Source organism: Pseudonocardia asaccharolytica DSM 44247 = NBRC 16224 (genome assembly GCF_000423625.1).
Lineage (GTDB): Bacteria > Actinomycetota > Actinomycetes > Mycobacteriales > Pseudonocardiaceae > Pseudonocardia > Pseudonocardia asaccharolytica.
In genome coordinates this window covers 197,741-223,401 of the sequence record NZ_AUII01000004.1, presented here as the reverse complement: position 1 = coordinate 223,401, position 25,661 = coordinate 197,741, and the positions used below count along the sequence as shown (strand labels likewise).

General features: G+C 74.3%; 22 protein-coding genes. 6 read left to right on the top strand and 16 right to left on the bottom strand.

The features are described 5' to 3' along the window. Window positions 1-83: 83 nt before the first annotated feature. The 12 genes from G567_RS0106955 to mraZ all read right to left on the bottom strand — a co-directional run bounded on the left by G567_RS0106955 (window position 84) and on the right by mraZ (window position 15,009). Complete coding sequence (locus tag G567_RS0106955; protein WP_028929413.1) at window positions 84-764, bottom strand: cell division protein FtsQ/DivIB; 681 nt, start codon at window positions 762-764, stop codon at window positions 84-86. 176 nt (window positions 765-940) lie between these two features. Continuing rightward, entirely contained in the window at window positions 941-2,407 is a 1,467-nt protein-coding gene (gene murC, locus G567_RS0106950; protein WP_373865928.1) for a UDP-N-acetylmuramate--L-alanine ligase, read from the bottom strand. A gap of 23 nt (window positions 2,408-2,430) precedes the next feature. Next, window positions 2,431-3,516, bottom strand: coding sequence for an undecaprenyldiphospho-muramoylpentapeptide beta-N-acetylglucosaminyltransferase (murG, locus tag G567_RS0106945; protein ID WP_051232457.1), 1,086 nt, complete (start codon window positions 3,514-3,516; stop codon window positions 2,431-2,433). Next, a complete protein-coding gene (gene ftsW, locus G567_RS27230; protein WP_084795934.1) occupies window positions 3,513-4,850 on the bottom strand; it encodes a putative lipid II flippase FtsW in 1,338 nt (445 codons plus the stop codon). The genes murG and ftsW overlap by 4 nt, the downstream gene beginning before the upstream one ends. Continuing rightward, entirely contained in the window at window positions 4,847-6,226 is a 1,380-nt protein-coding gene (murD, locus tag G567_RS27225; protein ID WP_037056104.1) for a UDP-N-acetylmuramoyl-L-alanine--D-glutamate ligase, read from the bottom strand. The genes ftsW and murD overlap by 4 nt, the downstream gene beginning before the upstream one ends. A 126-nt stretch (window positions 6,227-6,352) precedes the next feature. Then, window positions 6,353-7,423, bottom strand: a complete 1,071-nt coding sequence (gene mraY, locus G567_RS0106930; protein ID WP_028929410.1) for a phospho-N-acetylmuramoyl-pentapeptide-transferase — start codon at window positions 7,421-7,423, stop codon at window positions 6,353-6,355. Further along, a complete protein-coding gene (locus tag G567_RS0106925; RefSeq protein WP_028929409.1) occupies window positions 7,420-8,865 on the bottom strand; it encodes a UDP-N-acetylmuramoyl-tripeptide--D-alanyl-D-alanine ligase in 1,446 nt (481 codons plus the stop codon). The genes mraY and G567_RS0106925 overlap by 4 nt, the downstream gene beginning before the upstream one ends. Next, window positions 8,862-10,427: a UDP-N-acetylmuramoyl-L-alanyl-D-glutamate--2,6-diaminopimelate ligase gene (locus G567_RS0106920; protein ID WP_028929408.1), complete on the bottom strand. Its 1,566-nt coding sequence runs from the start codon at window positions 10,425-10,427 to the stop codon at window positions 8,862-8,864. Before G567_RS0106920 ends, G567_RS0106925 begins: the two co-directional genes overlap by 4 nt. Window positions 10,428-10,683: 256 nt before the next feature. Then, window positions 10,684-12,420 carry a peptidoglycan D,D-transpeptidase FtsI family protein gene (locus G567_RS0106915; RefSeq protein WP_245585571.1) on the bottom strand — a complete coding sequence of 579 codons (1,737 nt, stop codon included), beginning with the start codon at window positions 12,418-12,420 and terminating at the stop codon, window positions 10,684-10,686. Window positions 12,421-12,533: 113 nt separating this feature from the next. Continuing rightward, window positions 12,534-13,259, bottom strand: coding sequence for a cell division protein FtsL (gene ftsL, locus G567_RS33990; protein ID WP_147200949.1), 726 nt, complete (start codon window positions 13,257-13,259; stop codon window positions 12,534-12,536). A 67-nt stretch (window positions 13,260-13,326) separates the two neighbouring features. After that, window positions 13,327-14,313 (bottom strand): 16S rRNA (cytosine(1402)-N(4))-methyltransferase RsmH, encoded by a 987-nt coding sequence (gene rsmH, locus G567_RS0106905; protein WP_028929406.1) that lies wholly within the window; start codon window positions 14,311-14,313, stop codon window positions 13,327-13,329. Between the two features lie 264 nt (window positions 14,314-14,577). Next, window positions 14,578-15,009 (bottom strand): division/cell wall cluster transcriptional repressor MraZ, encoded by a 432-nt coding sequence (mraZ, locus tag G567_RS0106900; protein ID WP_028929405.1) that lies wholly within the window; start codon window positions 15,007-15,009, stop codon window positions 14,578-14,580. A 435-nt stretch (window positions 15,010-15,444) separates the two neighbouring features. Here mraZ and G567_RS0106895 point away from each other — a divergent pair, with 435 nt between their 5' ends. From G567_RS0106895 to G567_RS27215, 3 genes are read left to right on the top strand one after another with little or no spacing between them, the layout of a single operon-like run. Further along, window positions 15,445-16,356 carry an AAA family ATPase gene (locus G567_RS0106895; RefSeq protein WP_051232500.1) on the top strand — a complete coding sequence of 304 codons (912 nt, stop codon included), beginning with the start codon at window positions 15,445-15,447 and terminating at the stop codon, window positions 16,354-16,356. A gap of 5 nt (window positions 16,357-16,361) precedes the next feature. Beyond that, window positions 16,362-17,582 (top strand): DUF58 domain-containing protein, encoded by a 1,221-nt coding sequence (locus G567_RS0106890; RefSeq protein WP_037056103.1) that lies wholly within the window; start codon window positions 16,362-16,364, stop codon window positions 17,580-17,582. After that, window positions 17,579-19,834 carry a transglutaminase TgpA family protein gene (locus G567_RS27215; RefSeq protein WP_051232453.1) on the top strand — a complete coding sequence of 752 codons (2,256 nt, stop codon included), beginning with the start codon at window positions 17,579-17,581 and terminating at the stop codon, window positions 19,832-19,834. The genes G567_RS0106890 and G567_RS27215 overlap by 4 nt, the downstream gene beginning before the upstream one ends. A gap of 41 nt (window positions 19,835-19,875) precedes the next feature. Here G567_RS27215 and G567_RS0106880 read toward each other — a convergent pair whose 3' ends face one another. Both G567_RS0106880 and G567_RS0106875 read right to left on the bottom strand, forming a co-directional pair. Beyond that, complete coding sequence (locus tag G567_RS0106880; protein WP_028929403.1) at window positions 19,876-20,256, bottom strand: DUF3040 domain-containing protein; 381 nt, start codon at window positions 20,254-20,256, stop codon at window positions 19,876-19,878. A gap of 202 nt (window positions 20,257-20,458) precedes the next feature. Continuing rightward, on the bottom strand, window positions 20,459-21,217 hold the full coding sequence (locus G567_RS0106875; protein ID WP_245585570.1) for a class I SAM-dependent methyltransferase: 759 nt from the start codon (window positions 21,215-21,217) through the stop codon (window positions 20,459-20,461). Window positions 21,218-21,260: 43 nt separating this feature from the next. Between G567_RS0106875 and G567_RS0106870 the strand changes: the two genes are divergently transcribed. Further along, on the top strand, window positions 21,261-22,148 hold the full coding sequence (locus tag G567_RS0106870) for a ParA family protein (protein WP_028929401.1): 888 nt from the start codon (window positions 21,261-21,263) through the stop codon (window positions 22,146-22,148). Between the two features lie 7 nt (window positions 22,149-22,155). Here the strand turns inward: G567_RS0106870 and G567_RS27210 are convergent, their stop codons facing one another. Then, window positions 22,156-22,659 (bottom strand): SAV_6107 family HEPN domain-containing protein, encoded by a 504-nt coding sequence (locus G567_RS27210; protein WP_245585569.1) that lies wholly within the window; start codon window positions 22,657-22,659, stop codon window positions 22,156-22,158. Window positions 22,660-22,681: 22 nt separating this feature from the next. Then, window positions 22,682-22,999 (bottom strand): hypothetical protein, encoded by a 318-nt coding sequence (locus G567_RS0106860; RefSeq protein ID WP_028929400.1) that lies wholly within the window; start codon window positions 22,997-22,999, stop codon window positions 22,682-22,684. A 337-nt stretch (window positions 23,000-23,336) separates the two neighbouring features. On the opposite strand from G567_RS0106860, the gene G567_RS27205 reads away from it, so the two are divergent. Together G567_RS27205 and G567_RS0106850 are read left to right on the top strand one after the other, a co-directional pair. Next, on the top strand, window positions 23,337-24,503 hold the full coding sequence (locus G567_RS27205; protein ID WP_245585568.1) for an IS110 family transposase: 1,167 nt from the start codon (window positions 23,337-23,339) through the stop codon (window positions 24,501-24,503). 521 nt (window positions 24,504-25,024) lie between these two features. Then, the gene (locus tag G567_RS0106850) at window positions 25,025-25,621 is read left to right on the top strand and encodes an N-acetyltransferase (RefSeq protein ID WP_028929399.1); all 597 of its coding nucleotides are present in this window, start codon (window positions 25,025-25,027) and stop codon (window positions 25,619-25,621) included. Window positions 25,622-25,661: the final 40 nt, after the last annotated feature.

The following is a 25,661-nucleotide window of genomic DNA, read 5'->3' as shown; positions in this document are numbered from 1 at the left end:
GTCCATTAGGCGCGCCGCGCGTGGCCGACCCCCGGTGGGACACTGGCCACCATCGGATCGTTCTCACTACTGGTTGTATCTGGTCAGCGACGCACGGTGGGCAGCTCTGGACTCGCCACATCGTAGACGGTGCCCTCCTGGGTCAACAGTGGGACGAGCACCGCTGCCTTGCGGACCGACCGCTCGGGCGACCCCCAGCGCACCAGGCGGTCCTCGGTCAGGCCCAGGATCACTGTCGGCGCCACGCTCGCGGCGGCCGGCGCGGCCACGTCGATCGTCTGGGTCTGGACCCGCACGGACTCCGGAAGCGCCATGAGAACCTCCAGCGCCGCCCTTGTCGCGGGGTCATCGGGGCCGACGGCGCCGAACACCAGCCGCGGCAGCGCGGGCGGCACCTCGGGAGCGGGCCGGAACGGCACCCCGGTGTCGTCGACGAGCAGGCGGCCCTCCGGGGTCTCGGCCAGCGCGACCGCGACCCGCTCCGTGACCCCGATCGTCACGGTGTGTGGCCAGTCGCGGGTGACCTCGACCCGGGCCACGCCTTGAAGCAGCGCGACGCGGCCAGCCACGGCGCGGGTGTCGACCGCGATCAGCGGCGCGCCCCGCTCGACAGCCGCGGCGGCCAGCACGGCGGCCGGGTCGACGGTGAACGCCCCGGTCACCTCGACCCGGTCGACATCGACGAGCCCGCTGTCATAAAGCAGCGCCCGCACCCCGACAGCCAGCCCGGCGAGCGCCACCAGGACGACGACGAGCAGCGCCACCCTGCGGCGGCGCAGGTGATGCGGCGCGGGAGTCGGGCGGAGCCGGCGCGGGCCTCTGCGTCTCCCCCTGTGCGGGCCGCTGGCCGGGCGGGCCCGGCGAAGGCGGCCCGGACGCCCGGTGCCCGCCCGCGGCGCCGCGGTGCGGGCGGCAGCGGACCGTTCCGGCGCCGGGCCGGTCATCCCGCCCTTCCCGCTCGCCGTTCCACCTCCAGCAGCACCTCGGGCCCGAGCAGGGTGACATCCCCCGCACCCATGGTGATGACAAGATCACCCGATCGGGCCAGCCCGGCGAGCACCACCGGCACCTCCGACCAGCTGGGCACGTAGCGCACCCGCCCGGCGGGCAACCGGACCGCGTCGGCGACCAGCGCGCCGGTGACGCCGGGTTGGGGATCCTCCCTGGCCCCGTACACCTCGAGGACGACGACCTCGTCGGCCAGCGCGAGCGCGGCACCGAACTCGGCGGCGAAGGCGCGGGTGCGGGAGTACAGATGCGGCTGAAACGCCACCACGACCCGTCCGCCCGCCGGGCCCGCCACCTCCCGCGCCGCCCGCAGCGTCGCCACGACCTCCGTGGGGTGGTGGGCGTAGTCGTCGTAGACGGCCACCCCGGCCGCCCGGCCCTTGTACTCGAACCGGCGGCGGACGCCGTCGAACGCGGCGAGCCCGGCCAGCAGGCCGTCGGCGGGCGCGCCGAGTTCGACACCGGCCAGGAACGCGCCGAGCGCGTTGAACGCCATGTGCTCGCCGGGGACCGCGAGCCGCACTGCCAGCTCGACGTCCCGATGCCGCGCCCTGACCAGCGCGCCGGAGCCCTCGGGACGGAAGTCGAGCAGCGTCGCGTCGGCGGCGCCGGTGGCGGTGCGGCCGTAGCGGCGGACCGTCAGCCCCCGTTGTTCGGCGTACCGGGCCAGCGCTTCGGCGCCGGGGTCGTCGGCGCAGCCGATCAGCGACCCGCCCGGCGTGATCCGCTCGACGAACGTCTCGAACACGCGCCGGTAGGTGGCCTCGTCGCCGTGGTGGTCGAGATGGTCGAGCTCGACGTTGGTGACGACCGCGACCCGCGGGGCGAACGCGGTGAACGAACCGTCGCTCTCGTCGGCCTCCACCACGAACACGTCGCCAGCGCCGTGATGGGCGCCCGACCCCGAGGTCGCCAGGTCACCGCCGATCGCGAAGGAGGGGTCCAGACCGCAGTGCTGGAGCGCGACGGTCAGCATCGAGCTCGTCGAGGTCTTGCCGTGGGTGCCGGCCACCGCGCCGAGCCGGCGTCCCTCGGTCAGCGCGGCCAGCGCCTCGGACCGATGGACGACGGTGAGCCCCCGGGCGCGGGCCGCCGCGAGCTCGGGGTTGGTCGCCCGGATCGCCGTGGAGGTGACGACCGTGGGCGGCCCGCCGAGCAGGTCGAGATGCGCGGCGTCGTGTCCCACCTGCACCTGGGCGCCCAGCGCGCGCAGCGCGAGCACGGTCCGGGAGTCCTTGGCGTCGGATCCGGACACCGCGACACCGCGGGCCAGCAGGATCCGGGCGATCCCGCTCATCCCGGCGCCGCCGATGCCGATCAGATGCACCCGTTGCCCAAGACCCGTCATCGCTGCCCCCCGCCTGGACCGCAACGCTACGCCCCGACGCCGGGCCCGCAGGCGTCCGGCGGCCTCCGCGGGCCTCATCGGGCGATCATCTCGAGCACGAGACGGGCCAGCCGTTCATCGGCATCGCCGTGCCCGCAGGCGCGGGCGGCGGTGCCCATCGCGGCCAGTCGCCGCGGGTCGGCCAGCAGCGGCAGCAGCTCGGCCAGCACCCGCTCTCCGGTCAGCTCGTCGTCGGGGACGAGGGTGCCGCCCCCCGCGGCCACCACCGGCTGCGCGTTGAGCGCCTGTTCCCCGTTGCCGTGCGGCAGCGGCACATAGACCGCGGGCAGCCCGACCGCGGTGACCTCGGCGACCGTGGTCATCCCGCAGCGGCCGAGCACCGCGTCGGCGGCGGCGTAGGCAAGGTCCATCCGCTCGATATAGGGCAGCGGCACGTAGCCAGGCGCGGGCGCCGCCGAGGTCCCGGTGCGGCCGTGCGCGTGCAGCACCGCGACCTCGGCGTGCAGCAGGCCGGGCAGCGCCGCGGCGAGCGCCGTGTTGAGCGTGCGCGCCCCCTGCGAACCGCCGAACACGAGCAGGACCGGCCCGGTGGGGGGCAGCCCGAAGTGGGCGCGGGCCCGCGCGCGCAACGCGGCCCGGTCCAGCCCGGTGATCGCGCGGCGCAGCGGCATCCCGACGACCCGCTCGTCGGGCAGCCCGCTGCCCGCCACCGCGGTCGCGACGAGGGCGGCGAACCGGGAGCCGACCCGGTTGGCCAGCCCGGCCCGCGCGTTGGCCTCGTGCACCACGATCGGGACCCGGCCGCGGGCGCCCAGGTAGGCGGGCAGTGCGACGTATCCGCCGAACCCGACGACCACGTCGGCGTCGACCTCGGTCAGCACCTCGCGGACCCGCCCGATCGCGGTGCGCACCCGCCCGGGCAGCCGCAGCAGATCCCCGCTGGGCCTGCGTGGCAGCGGGACCGGCGGGATCAGCTCCAGCCGGTACCCCCGGGCGGGGATGAGCCGGGTGTCCAGGCCGCGCTCGGTGCCCAGCGCCGTCACCTCCGCGCCGGGCCGTAGCCGGCGAACGGCGTCGGCAAAGGCCAGCGCGGGCTCGATATGCCCGGCGCTGCCGCCGCCCGCGATGACGACCGACAGCGGCGGTTGCGGCTGGGTCACCGGCGCACTCGCTGGGCCTGCGGGCGAGCGGCCGATGCCCGGTAGGGCTCCGGCGGGCGCAGCCCGAGCAGCCGGGCGATGCGGCCCTGGCCGCCCGCCCGCAGTGCCGCGACGGCCTCCGGCTCGTGCCGGGCGGCGTTCGCGAGGATCCCGAACACGAACATCGTGACCAAGATCGAAGTTCCTCCGGATGAGATCAGGGGTAGCTGCTGCCCGGTGATGGGCAGCAGGCCCACAACGTACGAGACATTGATCGACGCCTGCGACACCAGCCACACCGTCGCCGTCGCGCAGACGATGCGCAGCCACGGGTCGGTGTTGCGGGCGGCGATCCGCAGCCCGGTGTAGGCGAGGGTCGCGAACAGCGCGAGCACCGCGAACGCCCCGACCAGTCCCAGCTCCTCGCCGATGATCGCGAAGATGAAGTCGTTGTGGGCGTTGGGCAGGTAGCTCCACTTCGCCCGGCCCTGGCCCAGCCCGACCCCGAAGAGCCCGCCGTCGGCCAGCGAGTACATCGCCTGGGTGGACTGGTAGGCGGAGCCGAGCGGATCGGCGTCGTCGCCCGCGAACAGGGCGGCGATCCGGTTGTGCCGGTAGCTCGCCGTCAAACCGAGGATGAGCGCGCCGAACGCGCCACCGATCGTGATCGTCACCAGCAGCCGGATCGGGGCGCCCGCGAAGAACAGCAGCGCGGCGAGCACGATGCCCAGCGCGACCGTCGTGCTCAGCGCGGGCTGCAGCACGACCAGCGTGCAGATGACCAGCGCAACCGGGACGACCGGCAGGAGCGCGTGTTTCCACTGGTGTACCACGGCCCGTTTCAGGACGAGGACGTGCGCGCCCCACATCACCAGCGCCACCTTGGCCAGCTCGGCGGGTTGCACGGTGAACGAGCCGAGGTCGAACCAGCGGCGGGCACCGTTGCGCACCTCGCCGATCCCGGGGACCAGCACCGCGACGAGCAGTCCGACGCACACCACCAGCGCGGCGGGGCTCAGCGCCCGCAGCCGCTTCGGCGAGATCCGCAGGCCCGCCCAGAACAGCACAAGGCCGATCACACAGAACAGGAGCTGGCGGGCGAACACCGAGTACGACGACTCGCCCGCGGCGATCGCCTCGACCGACGACGCCGAGAGCACCATGACCAGGCCGAACAGCGTCAGCAATCCGAACACGCCGAGGATGAGGTGCAGCGAGGTCAGCGGGCGACGCAGCCATTGTGCCAGCGCGGCCCCGGCGCGACCGAGCGCGGCGCGCCAGCCGGCGGCCGGGGGCCGGGTCCGACGGGTGGCCGGTGCTCCGCGGCGCGCCGCGCCGACGCCGCGTCCGCTCATCCCCGGGTTCCCGCCGGGCCGGGGGTCGCCAGCGCCCGGACCGCGGCCCGGAAGGCGTCCCCGCGATGGGCATAGTCGCGGAACTGGTCCATCGACGCCGCGGCCGGGGCGAGCAGCACGACGTCCCCCGGCCGGGCGAGCGCCGCGGCGCGGCGCACTGCGGTCGTCATAGGATCATCCTCGCCCGTGCCGACCTCGGCGACGGGGACGTGCGGGGCGTGTCGCGCCAGCGCGCCGACGATCTCCACCCGGTCGATTCCGATCACCACGACCCCGGCCAGCGCGGGCGCCCGCCGGGCGATCAGCTCGGCCACCGAGGCGCCCTTGAGCAGCCCACCGGCGATCCACACGACCCGGGAGCCTTCCTGGGCCGACAGCGAGGCGTCGGCGGCATGCGGGTTGGTGGCCTTCGAGTCGTCGACGTAACGGACGCCGCCGACCGTCCCGACCGTCTCGGCGCGGTGCGGGCCGGGCCGGAACCCGGCCAGGCCCGCCGCGACGGCCTCGGCCCCGACCCCGTACGCGCGGGCCAAGGCGGCCGCCGCGAGGGCATCGGCGAGCCCGGGCGCGCCGCCGGGAGTCACCTGATCCGCGTCGACGAGCGGAACGGGCGCCTCGGCGAACGCGCGATCACACAGCGTGCCGCCGGCGACACCGAGCTGGCCCGGCCCGGGCTCGCCGAGGGTGACCTCGACCCGGCGCGGGGCGGGCGCCGCGGCGAGCAGGCCCGCGGCGGCGACGTCGTCGACCACGGCGACGGCGACGTCACCGGTGAGTGCCCTGGCCTTGGCCGCTGCGTAGGCGTCCATCCCGCCGTGCCAGTCGAGGTGGTCCTGCGCGACGTTGAGCACGCAACCGGCGACCGGGCGCACCGAGGGCGACCAGTGCAGCTGAAAGCTCGACAGCTCGACGGCGAGCACCCGGTGGCCCTCGGCCACCGCGCTGATCACGGGATCGCCGATGTTGCCGCAGGCCACGGCATCGAGGCCGGCGGCCTGCAGGATGGCCGCGAGCATGCCGGTGGTCGTGGTCTTGCCGTTGGTCCCGGTGACGACCAGCCAGGCCGGCGGCTCGGCGGCGGCCGCGCCGATCCGCCACGCCAGCTCCGGCTCCCCGACCAGCTCGATGCCCCGCTCGGCAGCCTGCGCGACCAGCGGGTGGCCGGGCCGCCTGCCCGGGCTGGTGACGATCAGCGCGGTGCCCTCCGGGATGCCCCCGGTTGCGGCCTCGGTACCGGCCGGCAGCCCGGCCAGCCGGGCCGGGTCGTCGTCGGTCACGGTGACCAGCGCCCCGTGCGCGAGCAGCACCTCGGCCGCCGCGACCCCCGAGATCCCCGCGCCGGCGACCAGCACCCGGCGCCCGGTGAACGCGCTCACACCCCGCCCCCGTGCGCGTTATGGCTCCATAACGCGCATGAACGCCGCCGCCCGGCCACGTCATGGCTCCATAATGCGGCTGGGGCAGCGGGCGCGGCGCGGGCGCGGAGGACGCATGACGCTCACCTAGAAGCCCGCCGAGGCTGTCAGCCACTCGCTGTAGAACATGCCCAGCCCCAGCGCCGCGCAGATCGCCGCCAGCAGCCAGAACCGGATGATCACCGTGGTCTCGGCCCAGCCGGCCAGCTCGAAGTGGTGGTGGAACGGCGCCATCCGGAACAGCCGCCGCCGCGTGGTCCGGAAGACCACGATCTGCAGCGCGACCGACAGCGCCTCGACCACGAACACCCCACCGATGACGACGAGCAGCAGCTCGGTGTGCGTCACCATCGACAGCCCCGCGATCAGCCCGCCGAGGGCCAGCGAACCGGTGTCGCCCATGAAGATCCGCGCCGGCGCCGCGTTCCACCACAGGAAGCCGATGCAGCCGCCCATCGCGGCGGCGGCGACCAGCGCGACGTCCAGCGGGTCGCGGACCTCGTAGCACCCCGCGGCCGCGGCGATGGCGCAGCTGTTGCGGAACTGCCAGAAACCGATGATCACGTAGGTGGCCAGCACCATCGCCGAGGTACCCGCGGCGAGCCCGTCGAGGCCGTCGGTGAGGTTCACCGCGTTCGACCACGCCGAGACGACCAGATAGCAGAACAGCACGAAACCGAGCGCACCAAAGCTCAGCACCGCGATCTCCCGGACGAACGAGAGCTTGTCCGACGCCGGGGTGAGGCCGCGGGCGTTGGCGAAGCGCAGGGCCAGCACGGCGAACACCACCGCGGTGATCAGCTGCCCGACCAGCTTGGAGGTCTTGTTGAGGCCGAGGTTGCGGTGCCGGCGGATCTTGATGAAGTCGTCGACGAAACCGACGATCCCCAGCCCGGTGGTCAGGAACAGCACCAGCAGCGCCGAGGCCGTCATCGGCTCGCTGGTGAGCAGGTGCGCGAACAGGTAGCCCAGCCAGATGGCGAGCAGGATCGCCACACCGCCCATGGTCGGGGTACCGCGCTTGCTCTGATGGCTCTGCGGGCCGTCCGCGCGGATCTCCTGGCCGAATCCCTGCCTGGCGAAGAAGCGGATCAGATAGGGGGTCAGCAGGATGGACACCGCCAACGCGACGCCGGCGGCGACGAAGACACCTCTCACCGGGACACCAGCTCGTTCTCCTGTTCCTCATGGGGTGGCAGCAGCGCGGTGGCCACACGATCGAGGCCGACCGCCCGGGAAGCCTTCACCAGCACCACATCCCCGGGCCGCAGCTCGGCGCGCAGCAACGACAGCGCCGCCGCCGGATCGGGCACCTGCCGGGCCCGGTCGCCGTATGCCGTCTCGCCGACGGCGATCAGCCGGTCGACGCCCAGCTCGGCGGCCAGCCCGGCGATCTCGGCGTGCACGGCGGCGCTCTGCTCGCCGAGCTCGGCCATCCGGCCCAGCACGGCCCAGGTGCGGCGGCGTCCGGCCCCGATCGCAGCGAGCGCGCGCAGCGCGGCCTGCATCGACTCCGGGTTGGCGTTGTAGGCGTCGTTGACGACGGTCACCCCGTCGCGGCGATCGGTGACCTCCATCCGCCATCGCGACACCGTCTCGCTGACCGAGAGCGCCGCCGCCACGGCCGCAGGCGACGCGCCGAGCTCGAGCCCGACCGCCGCGGCCGCCAGCGCGTTGCCGACGTGGTGCTCGCCGACCAGCCGGAGCGCGACGTCGACGGCACCCGACGGAGCCGTCAGCCGGAACCGGGCGCGGCCCGAGTCGAGCCGCACGTCCTGCGCGCGCACGGTCGCGTCGGGCGAGCGGCCCACGGTGACGACCCGCGCCGCGGTGCGCGCGGCCATCGCGGTGACGACCGGATCGTCGACGTTCAGCACGGCCACCCCATCCGCGGGAAGCGCCTCGACGAGCTCGCCCTTGGCCCGCGCGATCGCCTCCGCGGAGCCGAACTCCCCGAGATGCGCGCGGCCGACGTTGAGGACCACGCCGATCCGCGGCGGCGCCACCGCGCACAGTGCGGCGATATGTCCCGGCCCGCGCGCGGACAGCTCGAGCACGAGGTGACGGGTGTCCGGCCCGGCGGTCAGCACCGTCCACGGGTGACCCAGCTCGTTGTTGAACGACCCGGGCGGAGCCACGGTCGGGCCGAGCGGGGCCAGCACCGCGGCGAGCAGGTCCTTGGTCGAGGTCTTCCCGGAGCTGCCGGTCACCCCGACGATCGACAGCGCGGGCAGCGCCGCCACCGCGTGCCTGGCCAGCGCCGCCAACGCCGCCAGCACCGCCGCACCGGAGCCGTCGGGGTCGGCGCCGGCCAGGTAGCTGCCGGCCAGGGGGGTGGTCGCAGCGGGGGCCGCGGCCGGGACCACCACGGCGGGCGCGTCGACCTCGCGGGCCGCCAGCACCCCGGCCGCGCCGGCGGCGACCGCGGCGGCGGCGAAGTCGTGCCCGTCGGCGCGCTCGCCGGGGAGCGCGAGGAACAGCCCGCCGGGGCGGATCGCGCGCGAGTCGAACTCCACGGCGGTGACGCGTTCGGCGCCGGTGGCGCGGTGCAACCGGCCCCCGGTCACGGCGGCGATCTCGGCCAGGCTCATCTCGATCATCGCTGGGCTCCGTGCCTCGCCCGGATCGCGGCGCGCAGCTCGTCGGCGTCGTCGAAGGGGTGGACGACCCCGTCGATCTCCTGGCCCTTCTCGTGCCCCTTACCCGCGACGACGACCGCGTCGCCGGGCCGGGCCCTGGCCACGACGGCGGCGATCGCGGCGCGCCGGTCCCCGATCTCGCGCACCTCGCCGCGACCCGGCTCGGCCACCGCCCCCTCCCGCATCGCGCGGCGGATCTCGGCGGGATCCTCGGTGCGCGGGTTGTCGTCGCTGATGATCAGCAGCTCGGCGCGGGCCGCCGCGATCGCGCCCATCAGCGGGCGTTTGCCCCGGTCCCGGTCGCCGCCGCAGCCGAGGACGACCAGCAGCCCGCCCCCCGCCTCGCGAACCTGGGCGCGCAGCGCATCCAGCAGCGCGCCGACCGCGGCGGGCTTGTGGGCGTAGTCGACGACAGCGAGATACGGCTGGCCGGCATCGACGCGCTGCATCCGGCCGGGCACCGCGAGCCGCTCGAACCGCTCCGCGGCCACCGCGGCGGGCACCCCGACGGCGTCCAGACAGGCAAGCGCGACCAGCGCGTTGGCGACGTTGAACGCGCCGGGCAGCCGCAGATGCACCGGCAGCTCGCCGCCGTCGGGGGTGACCGCGACGAAGCGCTGGCTGCCGTCGGGGTCGCCGGCGACGCCGGTCGCGCGCCAGTCGGCGGCCGGACCGGTGGTCGACACGGTCACCGCGCCGGGGGTCGCCGCGGCCAGCCTGCGGCCCCATTCGTCGTCGATGCAGACGACGTGCCGGTGGGCCCGCCCGTCGAACAGCCGGGCCTTGGCCGCGAAATAGTCCGCCATGTCGCGGTGGAAGTCGAGATGGTCCTGCGAGAGGTTGGTGAACGCGCCGACCGCGAAGCGGGTTCCGGCGACCCGCCCGAGGGCCAGGGCGTGGCTGGAGACCTCCATGGCCACATCGGTCACCCCGCGCTCGGCCATCAGCGCGAACACCGCCTGCAGATCGGGCGCCTCGGGGGTGGTGAACGCGCTCGGCAGGCTCTCCTCGCCGATGCGGGTGCGCACGGTGCCGAGCAGCCCGCTGCTGCGCCCCGCCGCGGTCAGCCCGGCCTCCAGCAGGTGCGCGACGGTGGTCTTGCCGCTGGTTCCGGTCACGCCGATGACCTTCAGGCGCACGGTCGGGTCGCCGTAGATCCGCGCGGCGAGCTCACCGAGCGCCGCGCGCGGGTCGGGGTGCACGAGCACCGCGACCGCGCCGGACGCGAGCGCGGGCCGGGTGGCCCCGTCCGGGTCGGTGAGCACGGCGGCGGCGCCCGCGGCCAGTGCCGCGGCGGTGAAGTCGGCGCCGTGCGCGCGGGCGCCGGCGACCGCGGCGAACAGGTCGCCGGGCCGGACCTCGGCGGCGCGCAGGGTGACCCCGGTGACGGGGCGGGCCGCCGCGGGATGGCGGAGCTCGGCCCCGGCGGCCGCGGCCAGCACGGCCGGGGCCAGTGGTCGCACCAGCGCCGGTCGCGGCGGCTGGGAGGTCACCGAGGGCGCGGCTGAGCTGGCGGACGGCACGTCGCGGAAGGCTACCGGCGTCGCCGCGTCGGCTTGCGGCGCACCGGCCTCAGTGCCTTCCGTGTCGTCACATCCGGCGCAGCCGACCCACCTGTGGTCGATCTTGGCGACCCGCTATGACCGGCGACACAGCCGGTGGTCGTCGGGGCGCCCCGCCGGTTCAGTGCTGATCGTTCGCTCCGCAAGCTCCGCTCAGTGCTGATCGTTCGCTCCGCAAGCTCCGCTCAGTGCTGATCGTTCGCTCCGCAAGCTCCGCTCAGGAGACCACGAGCGTCTGCACCGGGGCCGGATCGGTGCGCACCGGCAACTGCTCGCGCTGGCCGAGATAGCTCGCGATGTCATGGAACAGCGGCGCCGCGCTGGCGCCCCCCTCCGGGGCGTCGAGCATGATCCCGAGGACGAAGCGCGGATCCTGCGCAGGCATCATCCCGGCGAAGGTGATCCAGTAGGTCGAGTTGGAGTAGCAGCCGCACTCCGGATCGACCTGCTGGGCGGTGCCGGTCTTGCCCGCCACCTCGTAGCCGGGCACCGCCGCGGCGGGCCCGGTGCCGCGCTGGCCCCGGTCGTCCTGGGTGACCGCGGTGAGCATGGTCCGCAGCTGCTGTGCGGTCTGCGGCGAGACGACCCGGACCGGCTCGGGCGCCGGGGCCGGGGTCCGGGTCCCGTCCGGACCGATCGTGGCAGCCACGATCCGCGGCGGTATCCGCAGCCCGTCGTTGGCCACGGCCTGGTACATCCCGGCCATCTGCAGCGCGGTCATCGAAAGGCCCTGGCCGATCGGGAGGTTGCCGAAGGTCGAACCCGACCACGACTCGCGCGGGGGAACCCGGCCCGCGCTCTCCCCCGGCAACCCGATACCGGTCTTCTGGCCCAAGCCGAATCGAGCGAGCATATCGGCGAAACGGTCCTCGCCGACCTGCTGGGCGGTCATGATCGTGCCGACGTTGGAGGACTTGGCGAGCACCCCGGTGAGGGTGTACTGCTCGGTGCCGTGCCGCCAGGCGTCGCTGACGGTCCGGTCGGCGATCTTGATCTGGCCGGGCACCGACAGCACGGTGCCTGGTTCGGCCACCCCGTACTCGAGCGCGGCGGCCATCGTCACGATCTTGTTGACGGAGCCGGGCTCGAACGGCGTCGTCACCGCGGCGTCCCCGAGCGTCGTCGGATCGGCCGCGGCCAGGTTGCGCGGGTCGAAGGTCCGGCCGTTGGCGAGCGCACGCACCTCACCGGTCTTCGCGTCGAGCACCACCGCCGAGCCGCCCCTGGCCCCGGTCTTGGCCACATAGTCGCCCAGCTGCCGTTGAACGGTGAACTGCAGGTCGGAGTCCAGGGTGAGCTGAAGGTCCGAGCCGGGCACGGCCGCCTGCTCGGCACGGGTGCTGCCCGGAATGATCGTGTCGCTGCCCTCGGCGGTGTCGACGACCAGGAAGCCGTCCGCGCCCGCCAGCAGGTTGTCCTGCGAGCTCTCCAGCCCGACCAGGCCGGTGATCTTCTTCTCGGCGCTGTTCCACGACGCGGCGCCGACGACGTTCGCGGCGAGCGTCCCGCCGGGATAGTGGCGCGCCTCGCGCCGCTCCTCGGTGATCTCCGGGAACTGCGTGCGCAGCGTCCTGGCCACGCCGGGGTCGGCCAGCCGATCGAGGACGGCATAGCCGCGGTCGCTGTTCAGCAGTTCGAGCAGCGCGTTCGGGTCGCCGCCGGTCTGCCGCGCGACCTCCTCGGCCATCCGCTGCTTGTACTCGGGCGCGGCGTCGCCCTTGGCGGAGTCGATCTGTCGCGGATTGGTGATGAGGGCGCGGGCCTCGGTGCTGAACGCGAGCTGGTTGCCCGCCCGGTCGAGGATGGCGCCGCGCTCCGCGGTGAGTGTGATCCTGGTCATGCTCTGCTTCGCCGACCTGGCCTTGAGCTCGCCCGCCTGGATGGTCTGCACCCCGATGAGTTTGAGCCCGGCCAGCGCGAGCACGACCACGAGCGCGATCCGGGCGATCTTCATCCGGCGCTGGTGGTCGCCCAGCCGCGGGGCCGGTCGCCGCGGAGACGCGGGCCTGCGCGGGGAGGGAGTACGGACCCCACTGGCGGGACGGAACCGGGGCGGGGCCGCGGGCATCAGCCGGCTCCGCCGCCGGCTGCGCCCGCCGGTGGGTGCTCGCCGGCGGTGTCGGCGAGCGGTGGCTGCTCGCCGGCGGTGTCGGCGGCCGGTGGCTGCTCGGCGGCCGCCGCGTCGGTGCCTGCGGCGGGGTCGGGGGCGGGTTCCGGAGCAGGGGGCGGCGGCGGTGGGGGCGGTGGGGCCGGCGCCACCGCCGCCTTCGGTGTCCCGACGACCTGCACCGACCCGTCGGGCCCGACGACGAGCCGGGCCGGGTCCTGCACCGGGACCAGGCCGAGCTCGCTCGCCCGCTGGGCGAGCGCCGGGGCCGCGGACATGGTGGCGACCTCGCGGCGCAACCGCTCGCTCTGCTCGGTCAGCGCGCGGGCCTCGGCGCGCGCGTCCTGCAGCCGGTAGGAGTCGGCGGCGGCGGCCGTCGACAGCCACAGCGTCGCGACCAAGCCGGCGCCGAGCAGCACCATGACCAGCAGGATGAACTGGGCGCGCCCCGCGGGAACGATCGTCCTCGCCTGCCGCCCGCCCAGCATCCGGCGGACCCGGTCGTCACGGCGGGCATAGGCCCGCTGTGCCGCCACCGGCCGTCCCGCGCCGCGCTGGGCCGGGATGACCGGCACGGACCGGCCCCCTGCCGTGCGGCCCCCCGCCGTTCGACGCTGGGTGGGAACGCTCGCCGTCCGGTTGCGGGCCGCGGCCGAGCCCTGCCGTTCGGTGACCGGGGCACTCATCGCGCGCCTCCGGACGTCCGTCGGCCGGAGGCGCGGCGTGTCCCCGTCACGCAGTGGGTACGGGTACTCACGCGGCTACCTCCCGGATGCGCTCGGCTGCCCGCAGCCGCACCGAGGCGGCCCGCGGGTTGTCGGTGATCTCGTCCTCGGGCGCGACCTCGGCACCGCGGGTCAGCAATCGCAGCTGCGGGCCGTGCCCGGGTAGCTCGACCGGAAGGCCCGCCGGTGTCCGCGAGGTCGAACGCGCCGCCAGCTCCCGCTTGACGATGCGATCCTCCAGCGAGTGGTAGGACAGCACCACGATCCGGCCGCCGACCGCGAGAGCATCGATCGCTGCGGGCAGCGCCGCCCGCAGCGCGTCCAGCTCGCCGTTGACCTCGATCCGCAGCGCCTGGAACGTCCGTTTGGCCGGATGTCCGCCGGTTCGCCGGGACGCCGCGGGTACCGCGTCGTAGAGCAGCTCGACGAGCTCGGCGCTGCGGGTGAACGGCTGCTGGGACCGCCGGCGGCCGACCGCCGCCGCGATCCGGCTCGCAAACCGCTCCTCCCCGTACTCGCGCAGGATCCGGGCCAGCTCCGGGATCGGGTAGGTGTTGAGCACCTCGGCGGCGGTCGGGCCCGTCGACGCGTCCATCCGCATGTCGAGGTCGGCGTCGCGCGCGTAGGAGAAGCCGCGTTCGGTGGCGTCGAGCTGCAGCGAGGACACGCCGAGATCGAACAGCGCGCCGTCGATCCGGCGCACGTCCAGCTCGCCGAGCACCTCGGCGATGCGGTCGTAGACCGCGTGCACGAGGTGGCTGCGGCCGGCGTGCGCGACGAGCCTGCGCCCGGCCAGCTCGAGCGCCTGTGGGTCCCGGTCGAGTCCGACGAGGGTGAGCTGCGGGTAGGCGGCCAGCAGCGCGGCGGAATGCCCGCCGAGGCCGAGGGTCGCGTCCACCAGAACCGCCGGCCGCCCCGACAGCGCGGGGTCGAGCAGTTCGGTGACCCGCGGAAGCAGCACCGGGACGTGCCTGGCCCCAGCCGGCCCGTCCCCGCTCTCCGAGCGCTGCTCCACGGCTCACCCCCCAACTTCTCACCCGCGCGCCGTGCCTCGCATCCGCAGCGGTAGGAGCCGCCGAGCCCCCTGCCGCCGCGAGTCCGGCTCGCGCTCCCCAGCCGAGCCGTTTCGGCGGTGCCCCATCCGGATGCCCGCGTCCCGCCTCGTACCGACGGACCTGGCACCGGGGAAGGTGCGCCAGGGCCGTCGGCGCGCGGAGGTGCGCCGACATCCGGATGGGGACGCCGCCAAGTCGTGTCCACCCGTCGTTCACCGGGTCCTTCAGATCAGTCCGGGAAGGACCCCCTCCCGCGCCTTCGCGTACTCGTCCTCGTGGTCGGCCTGGTACTGCTGCCAGGCCTGCGCGTCCCAGATCTCGACCCGGGTGAAGGCACCGATCACGACGCAGTCCTTGGCCAGGCCCGCGTAGCGGCGCAGCTCGGGAGTGATCATGATCCGGCCCTGCCCGTCCGGGTTCTGCTCATCGGTGCCGGAGAAGAGGTTGCGCTGGAAGACCCGAGCCGCTTCGTTGGTCAGCGGGGCCGCCGCGATCTTGCGTGCCATCTCCGTGAAGGCGTCGCGGGTGAACACGTAAAGGCAGTGGTCCTGGCCTTTCGTGATCATCAACCCGCCTCGCAGCTCATCGCGGAACTTCGCAGGCAACGTGAGCCGCCCCTTGTCGTCCAGCCTGGGGGTGTAGGTGCCGAGGAACATCGGCCCCACCTCCACCTGCGGCCCCGTTCGCCCCAGTGGCCCCCACACTACCCCACTTTCTACCACGGTCAAACCGCGACGGACCCGTCTTTTTGCCTCGACGCGCGCATCGATGCAGGTCAGGAGGGGTGGGTCAGAGTGGGAGGACGCGAGGGCTCCACCCAGCCGCGCGACGCCCATCCACCCGTCAACCAGGCGGACGGACGGTCGATCGCGGTCGATTCGAGACCTCCGTGGGGAGGAGTGGGCAACGCGTGCGAGAGGCTGGCCGCGAACGTTTGACAGACTGGTCGACGGTCCCGATGCACTCCCCGGGTACCGCGAGCGCGAGGAGGTCGGGTGACCACGACGAGCAGCCGGTCCGGACACCCCGGCGCGGACCCCGAGACGGCCCTGGCCGCCGTTGCCGACCTGACCGCCGGCATCGCCGCCAACATGCAGCGCATCATCGTCGGCAAGCCCGAGGTGGTGCGGATCGCGCTCGTCACGCTACTGGCGGAGGGGCACCTGCTCGTCGAGGACGTTCCGGGCGTCGGCAAGACGTCGCTGGCCAAGGCGCTCGGCCGCTCGATCGACTGCTCGGTCAGCCGGGTGCAGTTCACCCCCGACCTGCTGCCCGGCGATATCACCGGGACCTCGATCTTCAATCGGCAGACCGGCGAGTTCGAGTTCCGGCCCGGCCCGGTGTTCGCCAATGTGGTCATCGCCGACGAGATCAACCGCGCCTCACCGAAGACCCAGTCGGCGCTGCTGGAGTGCATGGCCGAGCATCAGGTGACGGTCGACGGCCGCACCTACCAGCTCGCGAGCCCGTTCCTGGTGGTCGCCACCCAGAATCCGATCGAGATGGACGGCACCTACCCGCTGCCGGAGGCCCAGCGCGACCGGTTCACCATGCGGGTCTCGCTCGGCTACCCGGATCCGAGCGCCGAGCTCGCCATGGTCGACGAGCATGCCGCCGCCGAGCCGCTGGACACCCTGCGCCCGGTTGCCGACGCGCGCGCCGTGCGTTCGGTGATCGAGGCCGTGCGACGGATCCATGTCGGGCCGGAGGTCCGCCAGTACTGCGTCGATCTGGTCACCAGCACCCGGCACCAGTCCGAGCTGCGCCTCGGCGCCTCGCCCCGGGCCACCCTGCACCTGGTACGCGCCGCGCGGGCCCAGGCCGCGCTCGCCGGGCGGGGTTTCGTCGTCCCCGACGACGTGCAGGCGTTGGCGGTGCCGGTGCTCGCGCACCGACTGCTGCTCACCCCGGAGGCACATGCGGCCCGGCGCTCGACCGCCGATCTGGTCCACGGGCTGGTCGGCAGGCTGCCGGTGCCCGCGCCGTCTCGCTCCGGCGGCTGAGGGCCGTGGCAGCCGGCCGGCTCTCCGGCCTCACCACCACCGGCCGCTCGGTGCTCGCCGCCGGGATGGCCACCGCGATGTGCGCCGTCGTCGTCGACGAACGCGACCTGCTGACCATCGGAATCTTCGTCACGGCCCTGCCGTTGCTGGCGCTGCTGCTCACCGCCCGCGTCCGGCGGTCGGTGCGCGTCGAGCGCACGATCGCCCCGGACCGGGTCCCGGTGGGCACGCCCGCGGAGGTGTCGATCGAGCTGGCCGGCGGCCCGCTGCTGGCCACCCTGCGGGTGGCCGATGCCGTTCCCGACTCCGCGGGGCCGCTGCCCGGGTCGCCACCCCGGTTCGCCGTACACCGGCTGCCGGTCCGCACCGGCATCCGGTTGAGCTACCCGCTGCGACCGGTGCTGCGTGGGTCGCACCGGATCGGCCCGCTGGTCGGCCGGGTGAACGACCCGCTCGGGCTGGCCGAGTTCCCCCGCGAGTTGCGTCCCGCCGAACAGCTGCTCGTGCTGCCCGCGATCGTCGGGCTGCGCGGTATGCCACCCGCCCTCGGCGGCCGCGAGAACACCCCGGGTCCCGCGGTCGCCCGGCACCATGGGCACGGTGCCCCGGAGGCGATGATCCGGCCCTACCGTCCCGGCGACGAGCTGCGCCGGGTGCACTGGCGCAGCACCGCGCGCCATGACGAGCTCATGGTCCGGCTGGAGGAGCCGCCCCGCCGCGGTCAGATCACGGTGCTGCTCGACCGCCGCGACGCCGCGCACCGCGGCCGGGGCGCCGAATCCAGCCTCGAGTTCGCCGTCAGCCTGGCCGCGAGCATCTGCGCGCACCTCACCTCCCGCGGCGAACCGGTCACGCTGGTCACCGAGGACGGACTGCAGCCGGTCGGTGCCGACGCCGGCCTCGACCCGATGCTCGACGCCCTCGCGGCGGTTCGCCCTTCGGCCCGGGCCGGTCTTGCCGGGTCGCCGCTGGCCGCGACGGACATCGTCGCAGTGCTCGGGGCGCTCGAGCCGAACGAGATCGAGGAACTGCTCGCGCGACGGTCGAGCGGCGGGAACGCGGTGCTGCTCGACGTCCGCAGCTGGGACCCGGCCAGCCGCTCCGCCACCCCCGCGCCCGACCAGTCCGCCGCCGCGCTGCGCCGCGCCGGTTGGCACGTCGTCGTGGTCGCCGCGGACAGCACGCCCGACCGGGCGTGGGCCGAGCTGACCGGAGGCCCGGCGTGACCGCGCCGGTTCTGGATCGGCTTCCCGCGCCGCGGCGGGCGACGCGGGAACGGCCGCGCCGGCGTGTCGGCTGGGTGGCCCCGCCCGCCGCGGGCGCGGCGGTGCTGCTGTCGGGCGCCCCCGTCGCATCGATCGCGCAGGGCCCGGGTTGGTTCGGATATGCCGTAGGCGTCGTGGGGCTCGTGGTCGCGGTCGGGCTCGCGCTGCGCCGGACCCATCCCGTAGTGGTCGCGCTGGCCCAGCTCGCGGCCGTGCTCGAGCTGCTCGTCGCGCTGTTCAGCGACCAGATACTGCCCGGTCCGGCCGCCGCCGAGGAGCTGGGCAACCTGCTGGCCGGCGCGGCGGGCCAGATCGATACCGGCCTGCCGCCGGTGGCGGCCACCCCGGAGATCCTGCTCCTGGTCACCGGCGCGTTCGGGCTGGTCACCGTCGTCGGGTACGCCATCTCGGTTTCGGCAGCGGCGCCCGCGATCGCCGGGATCCCGCTGCTCGTCGTGTTCGCCGTGCCCACCGCGCTGGCCGGCTCGGCACTCCCGTGGTGGGCGATCACCGCGCCCGCGGCCGGGTTCGGGCTGCTGCTGCTCACCCGCGAGGGCGCGCGCCGACAGCTCCCCGCGGGCGTCGCGGTGACGGCCGCGGCCATCGTGGTGGCGCTGCTGCTCGGCTCGGCCGCGACGATGGTCGGCACCGGCGGTCGGTTCGCCGGCGGTTCCGGCACCGGCGGTTCGGGTGGATCGATCGGGCTCAACCCGTTCACCTCGTTGCGTGGCCAGCTGATCCGGGACAGCCCGACCGAGCTGTTCCGGGTCAGCGGGCTGCCCCGGCCGCAGTACCTTCGCGCGATCACGCTGCGCGACTTCGTCCCGCAGGCCGGTTTCCAGGTAGGCGCACCCGCGCCGGGTGTCCCGCTCGACGGGCCGCTACCGGCCGGCGCCGGCCAGGGTGGCGAACGGGCCGTGATCGACGTGGAGAACGTCGGCTTTCGCGACTACTGGTTTCCGCTCTACGGCCACCCGCAGGAGGTGACCGGCCTTTCCGATGACGACTGGCGGTTCGATCCGGCCAGCGGCACCGCATACAACCGCCACGCCCGCGAGGAGGACGACTGGCAGCAGCAGGCGGTGCTGCCGGCGCCGACGGCCACGCAGCTGCGCGCGGCCACCGGCCCGCTGGATGTGGATCGCGCCTACCTGTCCACCGAGGGTGTCGACCCGAGGGCCGCGGCGCTGGCCGTCGACGCCACCCGCGGCGCCCGGACCGATTTCGACAAGGCGGTCGCCCTCGTCGGCTTCTTCACCGCACCGGATTCGGGGTTCAGCTACAGCCTGCAGACGACGCCGGGGGCGGGCGACAACGCCCTCGTCGAGTTCCTCACCGTCGGGCGGACCGGCTACTGCGAGCAGTTCTCCTCGGCGATGGCGATCATGCTGCGCACGGTCGGGGTGCCCGCCCGGGTCGCCGTCGGGTTCACCGCGGGTACCGCGGCGACCGGCTACCGGTCGGTGACCACGGCCGATGCGCACGCCTGGGTGGAGGCCTACTTCCCCGGCCACGGCTGGACGACGTTCGACCCGACCCCGCTCACCGACGGCCGAGCGCTCGTCCCGCCGTACGTGCAGGAAGTCCGCGACCAGGAGCGGGAAACCGGATCCCAGAACCAGGACGATGACCTCACCCCGGGTGAGCTCGCCGGCGCCGATGGCGGTCCGACGCCGGAACCGCCGACGGCACCTCCGGTCGAGATCGGCGGGCCGACGCCGGCGGGCCCTGGATTCTCCCTGGTGCTGCCCGTGGCCGTACTGGTGGTGGCGATGCTCGGCCTGGCCCCGGCGGGGCTGCGCGTCCTGCTGCGGCGGCGACGGCTCGCGGCCGTCGCGGCGGGCGGGCCGGGGGCCGCCGTCGCCGGTTGGGAGGAGTTGCTGGCCGAGTCGACCGACCGGGGTGTCCTGGTCCGGTCGAGCGACACGGTCCGCGCGGCCGCGCGGCGGCTGATCCGCGAGCATCGGCTCGATGACAACGCCCAGCAGGCGTTGCGCACGGTGGTCAGGGCTGTCGAGGCAAGCTGGTACGGCCAGCAGCGACCGGACGAGACGCCGGAGGTCGCCGGCGAACTCGGGGCGGTGGTCCGCACGGTCGCGGCCGGTATCGCGGCGGGAAGCAGGCTGAGCCTGCGCGAGCGGCTGTTGCCCCGCTCGGTCCTGCGTCGAGACACCACGCCCGCGGCGGCCGAGGGGCACCCGGACGGCGGATGAGCCCGCACTCACCCTGGCCGTCGCGCGTCACCGCTGCGCGTTCACTCCTGTTCGAACCGGCGCCGGAAGCGCTCTTCCATCCGACCGGTGAAGCGGCTCTTGTCCGGCTCGGCCTCCTTGGCCGGGGCCCCGGGGGTGGATGATCCGATGGAGGTCACGGCGAGAACGGCTCCGGCGAGCATCGCCAAGAAGCCCACCACGCTGAGCACGGGGACGCTGGCCAGCCAGAGCGCTGGTACGGCCACTCCGACGACCAGCAGGACGAGGCCCACGATGAACACCACGATGCCTTGGACTCGTCGGCGCCGGGTGGGTTTGCGCAGCCGACCGCCGCGGACGGTCGATGCGAACTTCGGGTCCTCAGCGTAGAGAGCACGCTCAATCTGTTCGAGCAGCCGCTGCTCGTGCTCGGAGAGGGGCATGGCTTCGCCTCCGGCACACGGTATTCCGGTCGGGTCATCTTCCATGGTGCCGGAACGACACGACGAGCACCCGGGTTGGGCGTTCAACCGAGAGGATACGAGCCCGAGGCCAGCTCCTCTACCCGGCGTCGACAACCGGCCCATCGATCTACCTCGTCGATCTTCCAACGGTCACGGACGCGGCGAGAGCCGAGCGGCTGCCCTAGACTCGGCGCCCCAGCGCGTGCAGCCGAACCGCGACCTCGCGCAGCGCCGGCACGTCCGCGGCCAGCGCCTCCAGCTCCGCGACCGCGCGGGTGGCAGCGGGTCCGCCATCGCGCACCGCGCGAGGCACCCAGGTGTCGAGCACCCCGTCACCCTGTAGCACCTCCAGGTGCAGTCCCTCGGCGTCCAGCAGCGCCCGCAGAGCCGACGCGTCGAGCCGCCTGCGCAGCTTGTCGGCCGGGCCGAAACGTCCTTCGGCATCGGTGAGCACCATCCGCGCCTCGGTCAGCTCCCCGGCCAGCACCCGGCCCAGCACCGCCGCATGACGCCCTGTCACCAGCACCGACACCGCCCCGCCGGGGACCGCGGCCACCGTCATCGCCGCGAGGGCCCTGGGAGCGTCGTCGACCACCTCGAGGAGCTCGTGGCCGAGGACCAGATCGGCAGACTCGGGCGGGACGACCTCGATGAGCGCGTCGACATCGCCCTGCACCGCGGTGATCAGCTCGTCGACCCCCGCCTCGCGCGCCCGCCGCTGCAGCGTGGCCAGCGCATTCGGGCTTGTGTCGACCACCGTCACCGCGCAGCCGCTCGCCGCCAGCGGAACCGCCCACGCCCCGCTGCCGCCGCCAACATCCAGAATCCGGGGTCGACGGTCGGGGTGTGCCCTCGAAACCGCGGCCAGCTCCGCATCGAGAACCCGCTGTACCTGACCGCCGCGCGTCGCTCCCAGGAGATCTCCCGCCGCCGTAGTCACATACCGCAGCGTAGTGCGCCACCCGACAGAGTAGGTTGATCCCGTGCAGGTCGTCGCCACGCTGAGCCTCAAGGGTGGGGTCGGCAAGACCACCGTGGCCCTCGGCCTTGCCGGGGCCGCGCTCCACCATGGGGTCCGCACGCTGCTCGTCGACCTCGACCCGCAGGCCAACGTGACGATAGCGACGGATGTCCCGGCGACCGCGGCCACCGTCGCCGAGGTGCTCGACGATCCGCGCCGGTCGGTGTTGCGCCGCGCGATCGCCCCGAGCGGGTGGGGCGATGGTCTCGACGTGCTGGTGGGGGCCGAGCAGACCGAGCGGCACAACCACCCCGAACCCGGTGCCAAGCAGCTGATCAAGCTCGCGCGGGCGCTGAGCCGGCTGCGGACGGACGACGACGCGACCGACGGCGGCGAGCCGGGCTCCCCCGCGGGCGAACCCGGGACCACCAACGGCCCGGGCCCCTACCGGCTTGTGATCATCGACTGTCCGCCCTCCCTGGGCCAGCTGACCCGCAGCGCACTCACCGCGGCGGATCGCGCCGTACTGGTCACCGATCCCACGATGTTCGCGGTGTCCGGCGTGCAGCGTGCCTTCGATGCCGTCCAGACCGAGCGTCAACGCAGCAACCCCGGTCTCCAGCCACTCGGTGTCATGATCAACCGTGTGCGCCCGCGCAATTCCGAGCACGAGTTCCGCATCGAGGAGTTGCGGGAGATCTTCGGCCCGCTGGTCTTCAGCGGAGTGCTCCCCGACCGCTCGGCCATCCAGCAGGCACAGGGAGCGTGCATGCCCATCCAGGCCTGGGACACCCCCGGGGCCAGGGAGGTTTCCGCGGTGTTCACCGCCCTGCTGGGGCGCGTGCTGCGCAGTGGCAGCCGGTCACAGCCCCGGAGCCAGGCGGAGCACGCGGCGCCGCCGATCACCTGAGCGCCGGTCACGACCGCGGCACGATGCCGCGCACGAGGCCCACGAACTGCTCGGCCTGGCGCAGCAGGTCGTCGGCCTCCCGGCGGCTCACCCGCCGGGCAATTCCGGCCTCGGCCGCCGCCCGGGTGCCGGAGCAGGAGGCGAAGAACGCCGCCCACTCCCCCAGCTCCGGCGCCACCTCTGCGAGCAGGTCCCACACGTTGCGCGAGGCTCCGCGCCGCGGACGCGGCCGGGCGCGCACTGCGAGCAGCGCGGCGCCGGCCCGCAGGGCGGCAAGGTACGCGGCCGGGTAGCGCGAGAGCGGGTCCTCGTTGCGGTATCCCTCGGCCAGACCGTCGTCAGCCTGCCGGAGCAGCCCGAGGGCATGCCGGGAGGGCGGCGCGGCACCGGTGGGTCCTCGAGCCCCACGAGGCGAACGCGGTGTGCGAGGCACCGGCATCATCGGAAGCGTCATCGTCGCGGCCTTCGACCCGGCCATCGAGAAGGTCCCGGTCGAGAACGTTGCAGTCATCCTGGCTCCTGTCGGTGTCGGCTCACTGCACCACCCGCACGAGGTCCCACACCCCGGGGCCGGCGCGCATGCGCAGCACGAACTCCTGGGCCGGAGCGTGGGGCTCCCCGGCGGAGCACGCCACAACGCGCCAGCACCTCAACCGGTCGCCTCCGATGGGCTTCGGCGACGGGAACGGCCACGGCGACTCCTCGATCCAGCGTTCACGAACGTCGGTGATGAGATAGCGCGCTCCGCGCCGTACCGGGCGTCGCTGGAACTCCACGGGTTCGCCGTCCTGCCAGCGCACATGAACCGGCGCAGGCCGCCGCGCTCCGAAGACCTTGGTGAACGTGCTCACTGGTGCACCATCCTTGTGTCGGTGATCGTGGTTGGGTCGCCGATGCACCCGAGGCGCCGCTGGGCCACCGCCCTGCTCGCTCGACGCTGTTGACGTCCCTCATGAGTTCCGCGGGGTCCAGCGGTTGCCCGGGGCGCGCGGACCGTCGACAGGGCTGAGCGCCATCGAGCGCCGAACAGTGAGCGAACCGGCAGCCGCGTCCCGGCGCCGGCGAAGAGTGCCTCCCCACTGGGATGAGCAGCGAGGAGGCCGTGATGAAGTCTGCCCCACCGATCCTGCCGGAGGAACCGCCCGGTGGCCTGACCGCTGGCGTGGATTGGGCCGCGACGATCATGCGGTGTCGGTCGTGGATGCCCGCGGGCGGCAGGTGCACCGGTGCACCGTCGCGCACAGCGCGGCCGGGCTGGCCGAGCTGGTCGCGGTGCTGACGCGCCCGGGTGCGCGGGAGGTGGCGATCGAACGCCCGGACGGGCCGGTGATCGATGCGCTGCCCGACGCCGGGGTCACCGTGGTCGTGATCAGCCCGAACCAACTCCGCCACCTGCGCAGCCGCTACGGCTCGGCCGGCAACAAAGACGACCGGTTCGACGCCTACCTGCTGGCCGACACGCTGCGCACCGACCGGGCCCGGCTGCGCCCGCTCATCCCGGACAGCGACGCCACGCCGGCGCTGCGCCGCGCCTGCCGGGCCCGCAAGGACCTCGTCTCCCACCGGGTCGGCGTCGCCAACCAGCTGCGCGCGCACCTGCAGCGGGTGTTCCCCGGCGCGGTCGGGCTGTTCGCCGAGCTCGACTCCCCGATCAGCCTGGCGTTCCTGCACCGCTTCGACTGCCAGGACCGCGCCGACCGGCTCTCGGTCAAGCGGTTGGCGGCCTGGCTGTCGCGCGTGGGCCACTGCGGCCGGGTCGAGCCGGCCGTGCTGCACGCCCGGCTCGGCGCCGCGCCCCGCGGCGCGGTCGGCGAGCACGGCGCCGCCGAAGCCCACCTCACCCGCGCCCTGCTCGCCGTGCTGGTCACCCCGGTCGAGCAGATCAAGGCGCTGTCGACCCAGATCGGCGAACAGCTCGCCCTGCACGCCGACGCGCACATCTTCACCAGCCTGCCCCGCTCCGGCCGCGTCCGCGCCGCCCGACTGCTCGCCGAGATCGGCGACTGCCGGGCCCGTTTCCCCACCCCGGAGGCCCTGTTCTGCCTGGCCGGCGCCGCCCCCTCGACCCGGCAGTCCGGCAAGATCCGCGCCCTCGGCTTCCGCTGGGTCTGCGACAAGCAGCTGCGCGACGCCGTGTGCGACTTCGCCGCCGACAGCCGACGCGCCAATCCCTGGGCCGCCGACCTCTACGACCGAGCCCGCGCCCGAGGCCACGACCACCCCCACGCAGTGCGCCTCCTGGCCCGCGCCTGGCTGGATGTCATCCGGCACTGCGGGCAACAAGGTGTGGCCTACGACCCGACCAAGCACAAAGTCCTGCAAACCCTGCTCGCCCAGCGGGCCGCAGCGGCCTGACCACACCGTCCATTGCCCCGTCCCGGCCGATCTACGCCCGAGCGCCGGAGGCGTCAACGTGGAGCGCCCGCAGCGCAGCGAGGACGAACGACGTTGACCCCGACCAGCGAGGGCGCACACTCCCCGACGAGGGAAGGACCCCGGGATTGACACAGGGCAACTCATGAGTCCTCCTCGCGGGCGTCCCGTCGATCGCGCTGCCAGCGCGGTTGTGCCGGATATGCGCTCGCGAGGCCGCTCACGTGACCGCTCTCCTCCCGACCGCGGGGCGGTGGCCCGGTGGCGGGGTGCTTCCCCCACTCCGGGCCGACCATCGTCGAACGTTTGTTCGACGACCTCAGTAGAGCGCATCCCGGCCGTCGCGTCAAGTCCCGGACCAAACGCCCATCCGGGCCCTTCCGGGATATCCGGAGTAGGCCCTGTGACCGGCGGCCCCCGGCGTGATGAGATGAACCGATGACGAACACGCGCCGGCGAGCACGGACCGGCGGACCCACCCGGCGGAGCGGGTCGGTCGGCCCGTGACGGCCGCTCCGCCGCGCAATCGGCTGGTCGCGCTGTCCGCGGGCGAGCTGGCCGGCCGGCTTGCCGAGGCCCTCGACGTCTACGTCGCCGCGATGGGCTACCCGCCCGGGACCGGTCGCCAGCGGCGCACCCTGTGGCTCGAGCACAGCCGCCGCCCCGGCTGGCGCGCGGCGGGGTGGCTCGACCCGGCGGGCTCGCTGCTCGGCATCGCCTACGGCTATGCCGGCGGCCCGGGCCAGTGGTGGTACGAGGAGGTTCGGCGCGGCCTGCGCCAGGCCCGCCTGGACGAGCATCCCTGGCTCGACGACTACTTCGAGCTCACCGAGCTGCACGTGCGTCCCGACGCGCAGGGCGCCGGGCTCGGCGAAGGCCTGCTGCGCGCGTTGCTGACCGGAACCGGCCGCAGCAGGGTGCTGCTCTCGACGCCCGAGTACGGGTCGCGGCCCCCCGGCCGGGCATGGCGGCTCTACCGGCGAACCCGCTTTCGTGACGTGCTGCGCGACCACCGGTTCACCGGAGATACGAGGCCCTTCGCCGTGCTCGGCCGGGAGCTGCCGCTCGACCCGGCCTCATCGGGTCCGGCGCTGCGCTGAGCCGCGGACGCCGGATCGGGTGAGCCGGATCGCGGCAGAT